At 69.4% G+C, this 14,605-nt stretch carries 14 protein-coding genes; 9 read left to right on the forward strand and 5 right to left on the reverse strand.

All coding sequences use genetic code 11. From position 1 onward, the window contains the following. Nucleotides 1–49 precede the first annotated feature (49 nt). Nucleotides 50–583 carry a translation initiation factor IF-3 gene (gene infC, locus M2351_RS36295; RefSeq protein WP_264662407.1) on the reverse strand — a complete coding sequence of 178 codons (534 nt, stop codon included), beginning with the start codon at nt 581–583 and terminating at the stop codon, nt 50–52. Nucleotides 584–1,218: 635 nt separating this feature from the next. Beyond that, complete coding sequence (locus M2351_RS36300) at nt 1,219–2,232, reverse strand: DUF2125 domain-containing protein (RefSeq protein WP_264660843.1); 1,014 nt, start codon at nt 2,230–2,232, stop codon at nt 1,219–1,221. 206 nt (nt 2,233–2,438) lie between these two features. Between M2351_RS36300 and M2351_RS36305 the strand changes: the two genes are divergently transcribed. After that, nucleotides 2,439–2,999: a gamma-glutamylcyclotransferase gene (locus M2351_RS36305; RefSeq protein WP_264660844.1), complete on the forward strand. Its 561-nt coding sequence runs from the start codon at nt 2,439–2,441 to the stop codon at nt 2,997–2,999. 83 nt (nt 3,000–3,082) lie between these two features. On the opposite strand, the gene M2351_RS36310 is transcribed toward M2351_RS36305, so the two are convergent. After that, a complete protein-coding gene (locus M2351_RS36310; protein ID WP_264660845.1) occupies nt 3,083–3,955 on the reverse strand; it encodes a LysR family transcriptional regulator in 873 nt (290 codons plus the stop codon). 110 nt (nt 3,956–4,065) lie between these two features. Here M2351_RS36310 and M2351_RS36315 point away from each other — a divergent pair, with 110 nt between their 5' ends. The 5 genes from M2351_RS36315 to M2351_RS36335 all read left to right on the forward strand — a co-directional run bounded on the left by M2351_RS36315 (nt 4,066) and on the right by M2351_RS36335 (nt 10,712). After that, nucleotides 4,066–5,040, forward strand: a complete 975-nt coding sequence (locus M2351_RS36315; RefSeq protein WP_264660846.1) for a quinone oxidoreductase family protein — start codon at nt 4,066–4,068, stop codon at nt 5,038–5,040. 38 nt (nt 5,041–5,078) lie between these two features. After that, nucleotides 5,079–7,043 carry a M1 family metallopeptidase gene (locus tag M2351_RS36320; protein ID WP_264660847.1) on the forward strand — a complete coding sequence of 655 codons (1,965 nt, stop codon included), beginning with the start codon at nt 5,079–5,081 and terminating at the stop codon, nt 7,041–7,043. Between the two features lie 123 nt (nt 7,044–7,166). Further along, on the forward strand, nt 7,167–7,808 hold the full coding sequence (locus M2351_RS36325) for an SH3 domain-containing protein (RefSeq protein WP_264660848.1): 642 nt from the start codon (nt 7,167–7,169) through the stop codon (nt 7,806–7,808). An 88-nt stretch (nt 7,809–7,896) separates the two neighbouring features. Then, entirely contained in the window at nt 7,897–9,039 is a 1,143-nt protein-coding gene (hypD, locus tag M2351_RS36330; RefSeq protein ID WP_264660849.1) for a hydrogenase formation protein HypD, read from the forward strand. Then, nucleotides 9,039–10,712 (forward strand): hydrogenase maturation protein, encoded by a 1,674-nt coding sequence (locus tag M2351_RS36335; protein WP_264660850.1) that lies wholly within the window; start codon nt 9,039–9,041, stop codon nt 10,710–10,712. Before hypD ends, M2351_RS36335 begins: the two co-directional genes overlap by 1 nt. Nucleotides 10,713–10,834: 122 nt before the next feature. Here the strand turns inward: M2351_RS36335 and M2351_RS36340 are convergent, their stop codons facing one another. After that, the gene (locus tag M2351_RS36340) at nt 10,835–10,996 is read right to left on the reverse strand and encodes a hypothetical protein (RefSeq protein ID WP_264660851.1); all 162 of its coding nucleotides are present in this window, start codon (nt 10,994–10,996) and stop codon (nt 10,835–10,837) included. 195 nt (nt 10,997–11,191) lie between these two features. Here M2351_RS36340 and M2351_RS36345 point away from each other — a divergent pair, with 195 nt between their 5' ends. Beyond that, a complete protein-coding gene (locus M2351_RS36345) occupies nt 11,192–12,559 on the forward strand; it encodes a dicarboxylate/amino acid:cation symporter (RefSeq protein WP_264660852.1) in 1,368 nt (455 codons plus the stop codon). Between the two features lie 151 nt (nt 12,560–12,710). Continuing rightward, a complete protein-coding gene (locus M2351_RS36350; protein WP_264660853.1) occupies nt 12,711–13,799 on the forward strand; it encodes a TRAP transporter substrate-binding protein in 1,089 nt (362 codons plus the stop codon). 49 nt (nt 13,800–13,848) lie between these two features. Here M2351_RS36350 and M2351_RS36355 read toward each other — a convergent pair whose 3' ends face one another. Continuing rightward, a complete protein-coding gene (locus tag M2351_RS36355) occupies nt 13,849–14,073 on the reverse strand; it encodes a hypothetical protein (protein WP_264660854.1) in 225 nt (74 codons plus the stop codon). Between the two features lie 229 nt (nt 14,074–14,302). Here M2351_RS36355 and M2351_RS36360 point away from each other — a divergent pair, with 229 nt between their 5' ends. Continuing rightward, nucleotides 14,303–14,590, forward strand: coding sequence for a hypothetical protein (locus tag M2351_RS36360; RefSeq protein WP_264660855.1), 288 nt, complete (start codon nt 14,303–14,305; stop codon nt 14,588–14,590). Nucleotides 14,591–14,605 lie beyond the last annotated feature (15 nt).

Consider the following 14,605-nt stretch of genomic DNA (forward strand, 5'->3'; position numbering starts at 1 on the left):
GCCGGCGCCGGTTTCCCGGCGCCGTAGCCACGGTCAGCTCATGGCCCTGTCAGCGCGGGGCCAGGACCATGATCATCATGCGGCCTTCCATCCGGGGCATCTGCTCCACCTTGGCCACGTCCTGGAGCTGGTCGCGCACGCGGATGAGCACGTTCATGCCCAGATCCTGGTGGGCCATCTCGCGCCCGCGGAAGCGCATGGTCATCTTGACCTTGTCGCCCTCTTCGAGGAACCGCTGCGCGGCGCGCATCTTGACGTCATAGTCGTGGTCATCGATGTTGGGGCGGAGCTTCAGCTCCTTCAACTCGATGATCTTCTGCTTCTTGCGCGCCTCGTTGGCCTTCTTCTGCTCCTCGAAGCGGTGCTTGCCGTAATCGAGGATCTTGCAGACCGGCGGGTCGGCCTGGGGCGCAATCTCGACCAGATCAAGTTCCGCATCCGCCGCCGCGTCAAAAGCGTCGCGCAGGGAGACGATGCCGATCATCTCCCCGTTGGCGCCGACCAGACGGACGGTGCGGGCGGTGATTTCCCGATTGAGGCGCGGGCCTTCGCGGACCGGATCCGCGTCATAAAGCTTGGCTATTGTCGATCTCCTAAAAGTTTCACCATGCCAGTGGTGGCGTGGGACTCATGCGATGGGGACGTGACCCCAATTATCCCATGATGTCCAGAATAATTTGGCGCACTTCGCGCCGGGTCAAGCGGGGCCACTCCGGCCCACGGGGCGTCAGCGGACGAATGTCCGGGGCCACGTGCGTCTGCGGCGTGGCGTTTGTGCGGTCCGTCGGGGTGATGGCAGTCGTCATAAGAATCCTCCGGCCCGGTCGGGTGTGTCCCCGCCGGCTCTTGTCTCGGTTTGTGTGAAAGACCGCTCCGGTGCGCATCGGTGCACCGCGGCGAACACTGCAACGCTTGGACGGCGCAGAGGTTCTCGGCAAAAACGCGAACGGCATCCCATTCAAACGGGGACAAGGCCCGGACCCGGGACGGGGGCCGGCGAACGCATCGCGCTGAGCGACTTCGGTTCGTTCTAAGTGGTGCCTCCACCGGCGCATGCAAGCACAAACATGGCCGCAAACATGGCCGGTGGCGCGAATCGAAGCGCCTAAAGCGAATTTTCATTCGCTTTAGATTCACACGGCCTCATTCGCCGGCCGGGCTTCGGCCGCATGGGCGGCCGGGACCGCGGTCGCAGTCCAAAGCGGATCGCAATCCGCTTTACCACACCACCGGAGGCAGCGCGGCGACCTTCAGGGGCCCGAGGAACAGCGCCTGATTCTGCACCGTGACGGGGGCGGTCAGCACCGGTTCGCCGCCGGGTTCGGCCGGGCGGGCGAGCATGGTCAGCATCGTGCGGGCGAAGGCCAGCTCCTTGGGCCGGAATACACCCTGGAGGGCGTCGAGCACGGCCTGGAATCCGCGCACCTCCGCGGTCAGGGCCGCCTGCGGCTGGAGTGCGGCGTCGAGCGCCAGCGTGCCGTTCATCGCCAGCTTCAGCGGCCCCCAATCGAGCTTCAGGCTGTCGAGCTGGACCGTGCCGCCCTCGCGACTCCAGGCCGACAGACTGGCCGGCTCCGGCTTGGGCGGGCGGCCCATCACGCGCGCGGTGACCAGCGCGCGCTCCACTTGGCGGCCCAGCGAGCCCGGCACCTCCTGCGGCAGGGTCACGCCGCTGGCAGTGGCGGAGACGGACAGGCCCGCGTCGCCGTGGCCGGCCGGCGGCTCGGCGGGCTGGGTGGCGGTCAGGTCCAGCGCCGCGACCGGGACGGGCAGGGCGTCCGGCTGGGCGACGAGGTCCTTGAGGCCAATCTGGAGTTCCACCGGCAGCCCGCCGAAGGTCAGCAGGACATGCCCCGTGCCGCCCCCCTTGGCGCGGAGGTCGAAGGGCGGCTGGTTGGCCTGGACCAGAGTCAGGCGCTGCTCCCCCGGCAGGTCCAGCGCGATGCGCGTGTGGTTCCAGGGCGGCGCCTCGGCCACCAGACGGGTGCCCTGCCACTCCACGCCGCGGGTGGCGAGGTGCGGGGACTCCAGCGCGGCGCGGATGGACAGGGGATAGCCGGTCACGGTCAGGCCGCGATGCTCCACCATCGTTCCGGCGGAGCGCTGCTCCTCGATCCAGGCGAGCACGCCGCGCTCCACCGCCATTGCTGCCTGCCACCACCAGACGGAATAGGCGGCGATGGCGACCGCCAAGGCCAGGATGACGGTCGCGATGACCCTGCGTGTGCGCATGTGTGGCATTTCCGTTGTATGACACCCACGTTATAGCGGGCAGGCCGGGACCGTGCTAGCATTCACCCGGTCGGCGCAAGATCGCGCCAATTGAATACTTCTGGGACATGCTGCTCGATACGCAATCGCTTGTTGCCGAGCTTCCGGTTGTTGCGCCGACCCGCGCGACGCCCCCCGCCACCCCCCGCCATCCGCCCCGATGGACCATGGACATCACCGTCGATCCCGGCGCCGATCTGTGGGTTTTCGGCTATGGATCGCTGATGTGGAACCCCGGCTTCCCATTCCTGGAAAGCCAGCCGGCGGTCATCGGCGGCTATCACCGGCGCTTCTGCGTCTCCTCGTACCGCTACCGCGGAACGCCGGAACGGCCGGGGCTGGTGCTGGGGCTGGACCGCGGCGGCTCCTGCCGGGGCCTCGTCTTCCGCGTGGCGCCGGAGCATGTGCCGACGACCCTGGACTATCTGTGGGACCGGGAGATGATCAACCGGGTCTACCGGCCGAAGATGGTGCCGGTGCGCCTGGGCGGCGGACGGGCGCCGGTGACCGCCTGCACCTTCGTGGTGGACCGCCGGCATTGCCAGTACTGTGGCTGCCTCGACGAGTCGACCATGGCCGACCGCATCGCCGGCTGCCGCGGCGAGCGCGGGCCGAACCTGGACTATCTCGCCAACACCGTCGCGCACCTGGAAGAGCTGGGCATCCGCGACAAGAGCCTGTCCAGCTTGCTCGCCGCCGTGCGGCGGCGGATGGACTGCACGGGATGAGCCCGTAGGTTGGGTGGAGCGCCAGCGAAACCCAACACACGTTGCATTGCGTACCTGTTGGGTTGCGCTTCGCTCCACCCAACCTACGCGGTGCCTTCCAGCAGCCCTTTCTTCTCCGTCAGGAGGGCGATCAGGAAATCCATGGTGGCGCGCACGCGGGCGGCGCGGCGCAGGTCGCCGTGGACGAGCAGCCACAGCTCCCGTCCCTCCGGCGCCGGGTCGGAGGGAAGACGGACCAGCCCGGGGTCGGGTATGCCCAGGAAATGGGGCAGGGCGGCGACACCCAGCCCGGCGCGGGCTGCGGAGGCGAGGCTGCCCAGGTCGTTGGCACGGAACACGAAGGGCCGGCCCGCCGCCACGCCGCGCAGCCAGCGCTGCTGCGGCACGTGGTCCAGGCTCTCGTCATACCCTACGAACTCCCAGTCGGCCTCCGCTCGGCCCTCCAGGTGTGCGGGGGCGGCGTAGAGGCCGTAGCCCATGGTGCCGACGCGGCGGCTGACCAGCCCGTCATCCTCCGGGCGTTTCAGGCGGATGGCGAGGTCGGCCTCCCGCCGGGTCAGGCTGACGGCGCGGGAATCGCCGATCAGCTCCAGGACGACCTGCGGAAAGCGGGTCCGGAACGGCCCCAGGTTCGGGGCGAGGAAGGCGCTGGCGAAGACCGGCGGGGCCGACAGGCGCACCGTACCGGCGGGCTCCGCCGACTGGCCACGGGCGAAGCGCTCAATGGCGAAGGCGCCTTCCTCCAGCCGTCCTGCCAGCGCCGCGACCTCCTCCCCCTCGGTCGTGAGGGCGTAGCCGCGCGGCAGCCGGTCGAACAGCCGGACGCCCAGGCTGTCCTCCAGCGCCGCGACGCGGCGGGCGACCGTGGTGTGGTCGACCTTCAGCCGTCGCGCCGTCGCCGACAGGCTGCCGCTGCGCGCCAGCTCGACGAAAAAGCGCAAGTCGCCCCAGTCCATGATCCTCTCTGTGGAAATTTGCACACAGGATGGGGGAGTTTGCCGAATGTCCGTGCGGAACGCCACAGGATACCGTCGCTCCATCGCACACACAGTGGAGATACGACGCCATGATCCGCGCCATTCGCCTGCACCGCCCCGGCGGCCCCGACGCCCTGCGGCTGGAGACCATCGACCTGCCCGACCCCGGTCCCGGCGAGCTGCGCATTCGCCATTTGGCCGTCGGGGTGAACTATGTGGACGTCTACCACCGCACCGGCCTTTACCCGCTGCCGCCGCCGCCCGCCGTGATCGGCGTCGAGGGTGCCGGCGTGGTCGAGGCGGTCGGGCCGGATGTGGACCGCTTCAGGCCGGGCGACCGGGTCGCCTGGGCCGGCGCGCCGGTCGGCGGCTATGCCGAGGCCCGCAACCTGCCGGCCGAGCGCGCCGTCCGCTTGCCGGAGGGGCTGGACCCGGTCGTCGCCGCGTCGCTGCTTCTGCGCGGCATCACGGCGCACATGCTGGTGAACCGCGTGCACCCCGTCGGGCCGGGCACGACGATGCTCGTCCACGCGGCGGCGGGCGGGCTCGGGCTGGTGCTGACGCAATGGGCGAAGGGCCTTGGCGCCACGGTCATCGGCACCGTGGGCAGCGCGGACAAGGCGGCGATTGCCCGTGCCCACGGCCTGGACCATGCCATCCTCTACCGGGAAGAGGACGTCGCCGCCCGGACGCGCAAGCTGACCGGCGGACGGGGCGTGGATTTCGCCGTGGAGGGCATCGGCGGCGACCTCTTCCGCCGCACGCTGGACGCCGTCGCCCCGTTCGGCATGGTCGCCAGCGTCGGGCAGGCCGGCGGGCCGGTGCCGCCCATCGATCTGGCGGAGATCGGCCCGCGCCGATCGCTGGCCGTGTCGCGGCCCAGCTCCTTCGGCTACATGGCCGACCTCGCAACCTACCGCGCGGCCTTGACGGAGGTGGTGCGCCGCGCCGCAGAGGGTTTGAGCGCCGGCCCGGTCACCACCTTGCCGCTGGAGTCCGCGGCCGACGCCCACCGGGCGCTGGAAAGCCGCGGCACCGCCGGCGCGCTGGTGCTGGTGCCGTAATCCTGGCGCTCATGCTGCCGGGTCTTATATGGAAGGGCATGCGCGCTCGTCGGATTGCCCTTCCCATCCTCATCGCCGCCCTCGCCTGGACCCTGCCCGCCTGGGCGGCGGGTCTGCACCATGACCTGGACGTCACGCTCGACCCGAACACGCGGCGGCTGGAGGTGGTGGATCGGCTCCACCTGCCGGTGGGGGACCGGACGCTGCACCTCGCGCCCGGACTGACGGTTGGGGATGCGACGGCGGGTGGGCGTCCGCTCCCCGTGAACCGGAGCGGCGCGACGCTGCGGCTGTCTGTGCCGGAAGGGGCCGGGGAGGTGGTGCTGCGCTATTCCGGAACCCTGGCGCCTTTGTCCACTGAGGCGCGTGGCGATGGCCCGATGGCCGGGGAGGAGGGCGCCTACCTGCCGGCCGGAAGCGGCTGGCTGCCGGCCTCCGGAGATATGTTGGGCGGGGATGAGCCGCCGACTTGGAGGCTCGCCGTGCGCGTGCCCGCCCCGTTCGTGGCGGTGGCGACCGGCCGGCTGCTGGAGGAGGCGCGCGGCGGCGACAGCTACCGCGCCGTCTTCGCCGAGGAGCGCAGCGTCGAGGAGCCGTCGCTCTTCGCCGGACCCTGGCAGGTGAAGGAGCGCCAGGACGGCGACCTGCGCCTGCGGACCTATTTCCACCCCGAACAGGCCGGGTTGTCCGACGATTACCTGGACCTGTCCGCCCGCACCATCGACGAGCAGGCGCGGCGCATCGGCGCCTACCCCTTCGCCGGCTTTTCCATCCTGTCGGCGCCGCTGCCCGTGGGGCTGGGCTTTCCCGGGCTGACCTACATCGGGCGCCAAGTGCTGCCCCTTCCCTTCATCCGGGCGCAGTCGCTGCCGCACGAGATCCTGCACAACTGGTGGGGCAACGGCGTGCGTGTGGGCGAGGGCGGCAACTGGTGCGAGGGGCTGACCACCTTCATGGCCGACTACGCCGCCGCCGAATCGCGCGGACCCGACGCGGCGCGGGCGATGCGGATGGACTGGCTGCGCGACTACGCCGCCCTGCCGGCCGACCGCGACTCGGCGCTGACCGCCTTCCGGTCGAAGGTGCACGACGCCTCGCAGATCGTCGGCTACGGCAAGGCGGCGATGCTGTTCCACATGCTGCGCGCGGAGATCGGCGAGAGCGCCTTTTCCGACGGAATCCGACGATTTTGGACCGACCACCGCTTCAAGGAGGCGGGTTGGACCGACCTGCGCCGCGCCTTCGAGGGGGCGTCCGGCCGCGACCTCGGCCCCTTCTTCGAGCAGTGGCTGATCCGCGTCGGCGCCCCGACGCTGCGGCTGGCCGATGCGAAAGCGCAGGCCGACGGCGTCACGCTGACCGTGCAGCAGGGCTCCCCCACCTACGCGATGACCGTGCCGGTGGCGGTGGAGACGGCGAACGGCACGGTGTGGGGCAGCGTCCGCCTGGACGGGCGGCAAGCCACCACGACGATCCGCACCGACGCTCCGCCCAAGGCGGTGTCGGTTGATCCGGCCTTCGATCTGTTCCGCCGGCTGGCCCCGGGCGAGGCGCCGCCGATCCTGCGCGACGTGACGCTCGACCACGCCGCCAACACGGTGATCGCCGCTGATGGGGACGCGGCGCAGGCGGCGCGGGCGCTGGCGGAGCGGTTGGCCGACGGCAAGCCGCGCATCGTGGCGCCGGACCGGACCGACCCGGTGGCCCCGCTGACGCTGATCGGCACGACGGAGGGGGTGGACCGGCTGCTCGCCCTCTACCGGCTGCCGTTGGTGCCCGACAGCCTTGCCAAGCGCGGTACGGCGCGGGTCTGGGCCTTCCGCACGGCGCAGGGGCGCGCGGTCCTGGCGGTAGCGGGCGACGACGCGGCGGCCTTGCAGGCGTTGCTGCGCCCGCTGCCGCACTATGGCCGGCAGAGCTGGCTGGTGTTCGACGGGGCGAAGGCGGAAGACCGCGGCGTCTGGCCGGCCAGCGACAGCCCGCTGCGCCGCGCGCTCAATTGAAGACTCGCCGGTCGCTCGACTGAAGACTCTGGCCTTTCGCACAGTACCCATGGAGCATACCCCCGCCCTCGCGTGTTGAAGGGGAAATCGCGCGTTCTGCGCGCAACCCTGCGGGAGGATGCAATGTCTCGGACAGCGAAGCTTTTTCTGGGTTCCGTGATCGGGATCGGCATGGCGGCGGCCCTCGCCCTGCCGGCGGCCGCGGCGCCCGGCGACATCTATGCGGTGAGCGGCGAGAAGGTGAACCTGCGCGCGGCACCGTCGGACAACGCCTCGATCCGCTCGACGGTCGGGCGCGGCGACGAGGTGATCGAGCTGAAGCAGGAGGGCAACTGGCTCGGCGTGCGGTCGATGCGCACGGGCGAGGAGGGCTGGGTCTTCGCCGACCTCGTGAAGCGGCGCACGCCCAGCACGCTCAGCGGCGCGTCGGCGGCAGCGACGGACGCCGGCTTCGGCCGCATCTCGTCGGGCTTTGATGGGTTGCTGGCGAACATCAACAACCAACTCGGCTACCGCATGGCGGAGCGGGTGGAGCAGACCAACGACGGCGGCCTGCGCGTGATCCCGACGCAGGAATGGCTCTACAACACCAGCCGCGAGGCCAAGATCTACGCGGCCCTGGCGCTGTACGAGATGTGGAAGAACCACAACAACGGGCGGCCGGTGAACGTGGCGCTGGGCTCCCCCGGCTCCTCGGCCATCGCCATCGAGGACGGCAACCGCGGGCCGGAGATGGCCCTGCCGCTGATGGGCGCGTCGCGGTAATCCCGCGTCGCATTCTTGATCCGCATCAACGCCCGTTCGCCCTCCAGGCGGCCAAATGCCGTCCGGCTTGGACGAACGGGCGGGGCCCATGAAGTACGTCGATGAATTCCGGGACGCTGGTCTCGCCCGCGGCCTCGCCGCGGCCATCGGGCGGGAGGCGGCGGCCGGGCGGTCCTATCACCTGATGGAATTCTGCGGGGGGCACACCCACGCCATTTCCCGCTACGGCATCCCGGACCTGCTGCCGGCCAACGTCCGCATGATCCATGGGCCGGGCTGCCCGGTCTGCGTGCTGCCGGTGGGGCGCATCGACGACGCCATTGCCATCGCGCGCCAGCCCGGCGTGATCCTCTGCACCTACGGCGACGTTCTGCGCGTACCGGGCTCCGGCCGGGTCAGCCTGCTGAAGGCCAAGGCGGGCGGTGCGGACGTGCGCATGGTGCTGTCCACCATGGACGCCCTGCGCATCGCGGAGGAGAACCCGGACCGCGAGGTCGTCTTCTTCGCCATCGGTTTCGAGACCACGACCCCGCCCACGGCGCTGGCCATCCAGGCGGCGCAGGCCAGGGGCCTGTCCAACTTCACCGTCTTCTGCAACCATGTCCTGACCCCCTCGGCCATCCAGAACATCCTGGAAAGCCCGGAGGTGCGGGAGCTGGGCACCCTGCCGCTGGACGGCTTCATCGGTCCGGCGCACGTCTCCGTCGTCATCGGCAGCCGTCCCTACGAGTATTTCGCGGAGGAATACCGCAAGCCGGTCGTCGTCGCGGGGTTTGAGCCGTTGGACGTGCTCCAGGCCATCCTGATGCTGGTGCGCCAAGTGAACGAAGGGCGGGCGGGGGTGGAGAACCAGTTTACCCGCGCCGTGACCCGCGACGGCAACCGCAAGGCCCAACGGCTCGTCGCCGAGGTGTTCGAGATGCGGCGCAGCTTCGAATGGCGCGGCTTGGGTATCGTTCCCTACAGCGGGTTGCGCATCAAGGAGGCCTATGGCGCCTTCGACGCGGAGCGGCGCTTCGCCGTGCCCGGCCGCTCCGTGCCCGACCACAAGGGCTGCGAGTGTGGGGCGATCCTGCGCGGGGTGAAGCGGCCCAGCGACTGCAAGCTGTTCGGCACGGTCTGCACGCCGGAAAACCCCATGGGGTCCTGCATGGTGTCGGCGGAGGGGGGCTGCGCCGCCCACTACACCTACGGGCGCTTCCGCGACCACCAAAATGCGGGGGCCGCCTGATGCGCATCCTGATCCTGTGCCACGCCTTCAACAGTTTGGTGCAACGTCTGTACGTGGAACTGGCGGAGCGCGGGCACGCGCTGTCGCTGGAATTCGACGTCAACGACGCGGTGACGCGGGAGGCGGTCGGGCTGTTCGGCCCGGACCTCGTCCTCGCCCCCTTCCTGAAGCGCGCGATCCCGGAGGACGTGTGGCGCCGTGTGCCCTGCCTCGTCGTGCATCCCGGCCCCTTGGGCGACCGGGGGCCGTCGGCGTTGGATTGGGCGGTGCTGGAGGGGGCGGAGCGCTGGGGCGTCACCCTGCTCCAGGCGAACGGGGAGATGGACGCGGGCGACGTCTGGGGCTCCGTCCCCTTCGTGATGCGCGATGCGCCGAAGGCCAGCCTGTACCGGCACGAGGTGACGGAGGGCGCGGTCGCGGCGGTGCTCGACGCGCTGGAGCGCTTTGCGGCCGGGGGCAAGCCGGCACCGTTCGATCCGGCTGACCTGGCTGTTTTTGGCCGCGCCCGCCCGGCGATGCGGCAGGCTGACCGGTCCATCGACTGGGGCCGCGACGACACCGCCGCCGTGCTGCGCAAGATCCGCAGCGGCGACGGCATGCCGGGCGTGCGCGACCGGATCGGGGACCGCGAGGTCAGCCTGTTCGACGCCCGACCGGAGGCGTCCTTGCGCGGCATGCCCGGCGCGCTGATCGCCCGCTGCGAGGGGGCGGTGTGCCGCGCCACGGTGGATGGCGCGGTGTGGATCGGGCACCTGAAGCCGTGGGACGCCGAGATTTCCCTGAAGCTGCCCGCCGCGCTGGTGCTGGGGGAGGCCGCCGCACGCCTGCCGGAGGCACCGGGCTACCGCGACCTGTGGTACGAGGAGGCGGACGGCGTCGGCTGGCTGCACTTTCCGTTTTACAACGGCGCCATGAGCACCCGGCAGTGCGAGCGGCTGCTCGCCGCCTATCAGTCGGCCTGCCGGCGCGACGTGCGGGTGATCGTGCTGGCCGGCGGCGACGATTTCTGGAGCAACGGCATCCACCTGAACGTCATCGAGGCGGCGGACAGCCCGGCCGACGAGTCCTGGCGCACGATCAACGCCATCGACGACCTCGCCCGCGCCATCCTGACGACGGGCGACAAGATCACCGTGGCGGCGCTGGCCGGCAACGCCGGGGCGGGCGGGGTGTTCCTGGCGCTGGCCGTCGACCGGGTGTGGGCGCGCTCTGGCGTGGTGCTGAACCCGCACTACAAGGGCATGGGCAACCTCTATGGCAGCGAATACTGGACCTACGTCCTGCCCCGACGGGTGGGGGAAGAGCGCGCCCGCGCGGTGACCGAGGCCCGCCTGCCCATGGGCACGCCGGAGGCGCGGCGGCTCGGGCTGCTGGACGAGGCGTTCGGGCGTGGTGTAGCCGATTTCCGGGCGGAGGTGCGGGAGCGCGCCCGCGCGCTGGCCGCCGACCCGGCGCTGCCCGTGCTGGTGGAGGAGAAGCGGCGGCACCGTGCGGAGGATGAGGCGGTGAAGCCGCTGGAAGCCTACCGGGCGGAAGAGCTGGAGCGCATGCGCCTGAACTTCTACGGCTTCGACCCCAGCTACCACGTCGCGCGGTACAATTTCACCTTCAAGGTGCCGAAGTCGCGCACGCCGTTGTATTTGGCGCGGCACCGGGGATTGCCCCCTCCCTAACCCTCCCCCTCTTCGAGGTGGAGGGGACTGCCGCCGCATTGCGAATCCACCCTCTCCCGCGAAGCGGGGGAGGGAGGGACCCACGCGCCAGCGTGGGAGGGTGGGGGCTTACGGCTACCCCCTCACCAGGGCAGCAACGACGGCAGCAGGCTGCACGCGCTGAAGAACAGGGCACCCGTCACGAATTTCCACCAAGCGATGGTGCGGCAGCGGTCCAGGTCGTCGGTGGTGACCACGCGGGCGCGCTGGAGGGTGGTGACGGCGCGGGCATCCAGGATCCTCATGACGCGATCTCCCCTTTGGTCTGATCGCGAGCCTAGGCGCGCGCACCCAGTACGGCATTGATCCGGAACAATCCTCCTGTGCCTGGCCGTGACAAAGCGGCGGCGGAACGTGCCGGAAACCGGGGAAATATCGGGGTAGCGTGCATCTCCGGGCGCCCCGGCGCAGTTACATGATGGAATCGTGGGAGACGCGCCATGCAGGAACAGATCAGGACGGCCGGCGCAGGCCCCCGCCCGCCGTCACCGCCGGCTCACAAGCCGCTCTACACCAACCTGTATTTCCAGGTCCTGTGCGCCATCGCGATCGGGATCGCGCTCGGATACTTTTATCCGGCGCTGGCGGAGAAGATGAAGCCCTTCGGGGACGGCTTCGTGAAGCTGATCAAGATGCTGATCGCGCCGATCATCTTCTGCACCGTCGTGCACGGCATCGCCAGCATGGACGACATGAAAAAGGTCGGCCGCGTCGGCATCAAGGCGATCCTGTATTTCGAGGCTATGACCACCATCGCGCTGGTCATCGGGCTGGTGATCGTCAACCTGTGGAAGCCCGGCGCGGGCATGAACGTCGACCCCTCCACGCTCGACACCAAGGCGATCCAGACCTACACCCAGGCGGCGGAGAAGACCGGGGCCGTCGACTACATCCTGCACATCATCCCGGACACCGTCGTCGGCGCCTTCGCGGAGGGCGAAATCCTCCAGGTGCTGCTGTTCGCGATCCTGTTCGCCTTCGGCATCCATTTCCTGGGCGAACGCGGCAAGCCGCTGCTGTCGGTCATCGACCTGACCTCCGCCGCCCTGTTCAAGGTCGTGGGCATCATCATGCGCGTGGCGCCGCTGGGTGCCTTCGGCGCCATGGCCTTCACAATCGGCAAGTACGGGCTGGGCACGCTGCTGTCGCTGGGCAAGCTGATGGCCGGCTTCTACGCGACTTGCCTACTGTTCGTCTTCGTCGTGCTGGGCTTCGTCGCCTGGATGGCCGGTTTCAACATTTTCCGCTTCGTCCGCTACATCAAGGAGGAGCTGCTGATCGTGCTCGGCACCTCCTCGTCGGAATCGGTGCTGCCGCGGATGATGGCGAAGCTGGAGAACCTGGGCTGCGACAAGTCGGTGGTCGGGCTGGTGATCCCGACCGGTTATTCCTTCAACCTGGACGGCACCTGCATCTACCTGACCATGGCCGCCATCTTCCTGGCGCAGGCGACCAACACGCCGCTGACGCTGGCGCACGAGTTGGGGATCATCGGCGTGCTGCTGCTGACCTCCAAGGGGGCGGCGGGGGTGACGGGCAGCGGCTTCATCGTGCTGGCCGCGACGCTGGCGTCGGTCGGCACCATCCCGGTGGCGAGCATCGCGCTGATCCTGGGCGTGGACCGCTTCATGTCCGAGGCGCGCGCGCTGACCAACCTGGTCGGCAACGGTGTGGCCACCATCGTCGTCGCCAAGTGGGAAGGCGCCCTGGACGAGGAGCGGATGCACCGCCACCTGACCCACGAGACCGACGCCGAGGCCGACAACCCGGAGGACGCCATGGCCGGGCGGGAAGCCGCACACCGCTGAGTTGCGGCTGGCCGGCGTTTTTATGGGGCCAGCGTTTTTGGGGGGTATGCCATTCGATCATTGCAGGGCTAACGGTTTTGCCGCGGCGGGAACGAGGCTGCTAGGGTCCCTCTGATTGTTTGCACCAAAGAAAATACCGGAGGGGATCTCAATGAAGCGTCGTTCGTTCCTGACCACGGCCGGCGTCGGCGTGGCGGCCAGCACGCTGGCGGCCCCGGCGATCGCCCAGTCGACTCCGGAACTCCGCTGGCGCCTGGCGTCCAGCTTCCCGAAGAGCCTGGACACCATCTATGGTGGCGCGGACGTGATCGCCCGCCGCGTCGCCGCGATCACCGACAACAAGTTCCAAATCCGCCCCTTCGCCGCCGGCGAGATCGTGCCCGGCCTGCAGGTGCTGGACGCTGTCAAGGACGGCACGGTGGAGTGCGGCCACTCCGCCAGCTACTACTACGTGGGCAAGGACCCGACCTTCACCTTCGACGCCACGGTGCCCTTCGGCCTGAACGCCCGCCAGCAGAACGCCTGGATCATGCAGGGCGGCGGCATGGAGCTGCTGCGCGACTTCTTCAAGGACTACAACATCGTCAACTTCCCGGCGGGCAACACCGGCGTCCAGATGGGCGGCTGGTTCCGCAAGGAGATCAAGACGGTCGACGATCTGAAGGGCCTGAAATTCCGCATCGGCGGCTTCGCGGGCCAGGTGCTGCAGAAGCTCGGCGTCGTGCCGCAGCAGATCGCCGGCGGCGACATCTACCCGTCGCTGGAAAAGGGCACCATCGACGCCGCGGAGTGGATCGGCCCCTACGACGACGAGAAGCTGGGCTTCAACAAGGTCGCCAAGTACTACTACTACCCCGGCTGGTGGGAAGGTGGCCTGAACGTCTCGCTCTACATCAACCAGCAGCAGTGGGACCAGCTGCCGAAGCCATACCAGGCGGCGCTGGAGGCGGCCTGTTACGAGGCGACGCTGGTGATGAACGCCAAGTACGACGCCGACAACCCCGCCGCGCTGAAGCGTCTGGTGGCCGGCGGCGCCCAGCTGCGCCCCTTCCCGCGCGAGATCATGGAGGCGAGCTACAAGGCGGCGACCGAGCTGTACGACGAAACCGCCAAGGCCAACCCGAAGTTCGCCAAGATCTACGAGCCGTGGAAGAAGTTCCGCGACGAGGAATACCTGTGGTTCCGCGTCGCCGAGAGCAGCTTCGACAACTTCGCTTTCACGGCGGGGCTTCGTCGCTGAGCATGGACTGGTGCGGCGCTTCGGCGCCGCACCGTTTTCCGCGGAACCGTCAGGCGGTCTTCGCGTCCGCGGCTACCTTCTGGGACAGGCGCTTCAGGTCCTGCGCCGCGCGGTCGGCGATGCGCTGGGCGGCCACCAGGGCGTCCGTAAAATTCCCCACGTCCGGCGCGATCTCGCCGGCCGCGTCCGACATCTCGTCGAGCGCCTTCACCGCGGTGTCGATCAATCGAATGACCAGCCCCGCAGGGCCGTCGGCGTTGTCGTAACCAGCCATTCCCAATTCTCCTCAGCCCATTTCTTCAAGGTTGCGCAAAGCTTCCCGAACGACACCCGGGGAGAGTTTCCGGCCCGGCCGGCAAAACCGCAAGACTCTTGTTGCAGTGCACAGGAATCGCGCCTTCGCGCTGGGCTTGCGAAAACGTGGCCGGGACTGGCCGTTTGGGCGATTGGAACAGGGCAGCGGGGATGTCACTTTCTTAATCAAGGTGGCGATGGAGATGCCGATGTCCGACGCGCAGGATGAAGTCTTTGCCATGCAGGGGCGGGAGGAGCGCAAGGCTCTGCCCGTGCCGGAAATCGCCAACTCGGCGCTCTCCTCCGCGGCGGCGTTGTTCCGCCGGATCGAGGCGCAGCCCCAGGATGAGTGGATCGTCGGCGACGCCGGCCCCTACGGCGCCTTCACGCCCCCGCCGCCCGTGCCGGTGGCGGAGCGGGTGCCGTCCGAGCTGCTGGCGCGGCGGGAACTCGCCGCAAGGCTGGACGGCGGCATCGCCATGGATGATGGTGTCTGAGGACCCTCAAATCCT

Source organism: Azospirillum canadense (genome assembly GCF_025961225.1).
In the GTDB taxonomy this organism is placed as follows: Bacteria; Pseudomonadota; Alphaproteobacteria; order Azospirillales; family Azospirillaceae; genus Azospirillum; species Azospirillum canadense.

Coding starts and splice junctions, on each gene's coding strand:
- M2351_RS36300 (WP_264660843.1), bottom strand. CDS start 2,232: ATGCGCACACGCAGGGTCATCGCGACCGTCATCCTGGCCTTGGCGGTC.
- M2351_RS36305 (WP_264660844.1), top strand. CDS start 2,439: ATGGACATCACCGTCGATCCCGGCGCCGATCTGTGGGTTTTCGGCTAT.
- M2351_RS36310 (WP_264660845.1), bottom strand. CDS start 3,955: ATGGACTGGGGCGACTTGCGCTTTTTCGTCGAGCTGGCGCGCAGCGGC.
- M2351_RS36315 (WP_264660846.1), top strand. CDS start 4,066: ATGATCCGCGCCATTCGCCTGCACCGCCCCGGCGGCCCCGACGCCCTG.
- M2351_RS36320 (WP_264660847.1), top strand. CDS start 5,079: ATGCGCGCTCGTCGGATTGCCCTTCCCATCCTCATCGCCGCCCTCGCC.
- M2351_RS36325 (WP_264660848.1), top strand. CDS start 7,167: ATGTCTCGGACAGCGAAGCTTTTTCTGGGTTCCGTGATCGGGATCGGC.
- hypD (WP_264660849.1), top strand. CDS start 7,897: ATGAAGTACGTCGATGAATTCCGGGACGCTGGTCTCGCCCGCGGCCTC.
- M2351_RS36335 (WP_264660850.1), top strand. CDS start 9,039: ATGCGCATCCTGATCCTGTGCCACGCCTTCAACAGTTTGGTGCAACGT.
- M2351_RS36340 (WP_264660851.1), bottom strand. CDS start 10,996: ATGAGGATCCTGGATGCCCGCGCCGTCACCACCCTCCAGCGCGCCCGC.
- M2351_RS36345 (WP_264660852.1), top strand. CDS start 11,192: ATGCAGGAACAGATCAGGACGGCCGGCGCAGGCCCCCGCCCGCCGTCA.
- M2351_RS36350 (WP_264660853.1), top strand. CDS start 12,711: ATGAAGCGTCGTTCGTTCCTGACCACGGCCGGCGTCGGCGTGGCGGCC.
- M2351_RS36355 (WP_264660854.1), bottom strand. CDS start 14,073: ATGGCTGGTTACGACAACGCCGACGGCCCTGCGGGGCTGGTCATTCGA.
- M2351_RS36360 (WP_264660855.1), top strand. CDS start 14,303: ATGTCCGACGCGCAGGATGAAGTCTTTGCCATGCAGGGGCGGGAGGAG.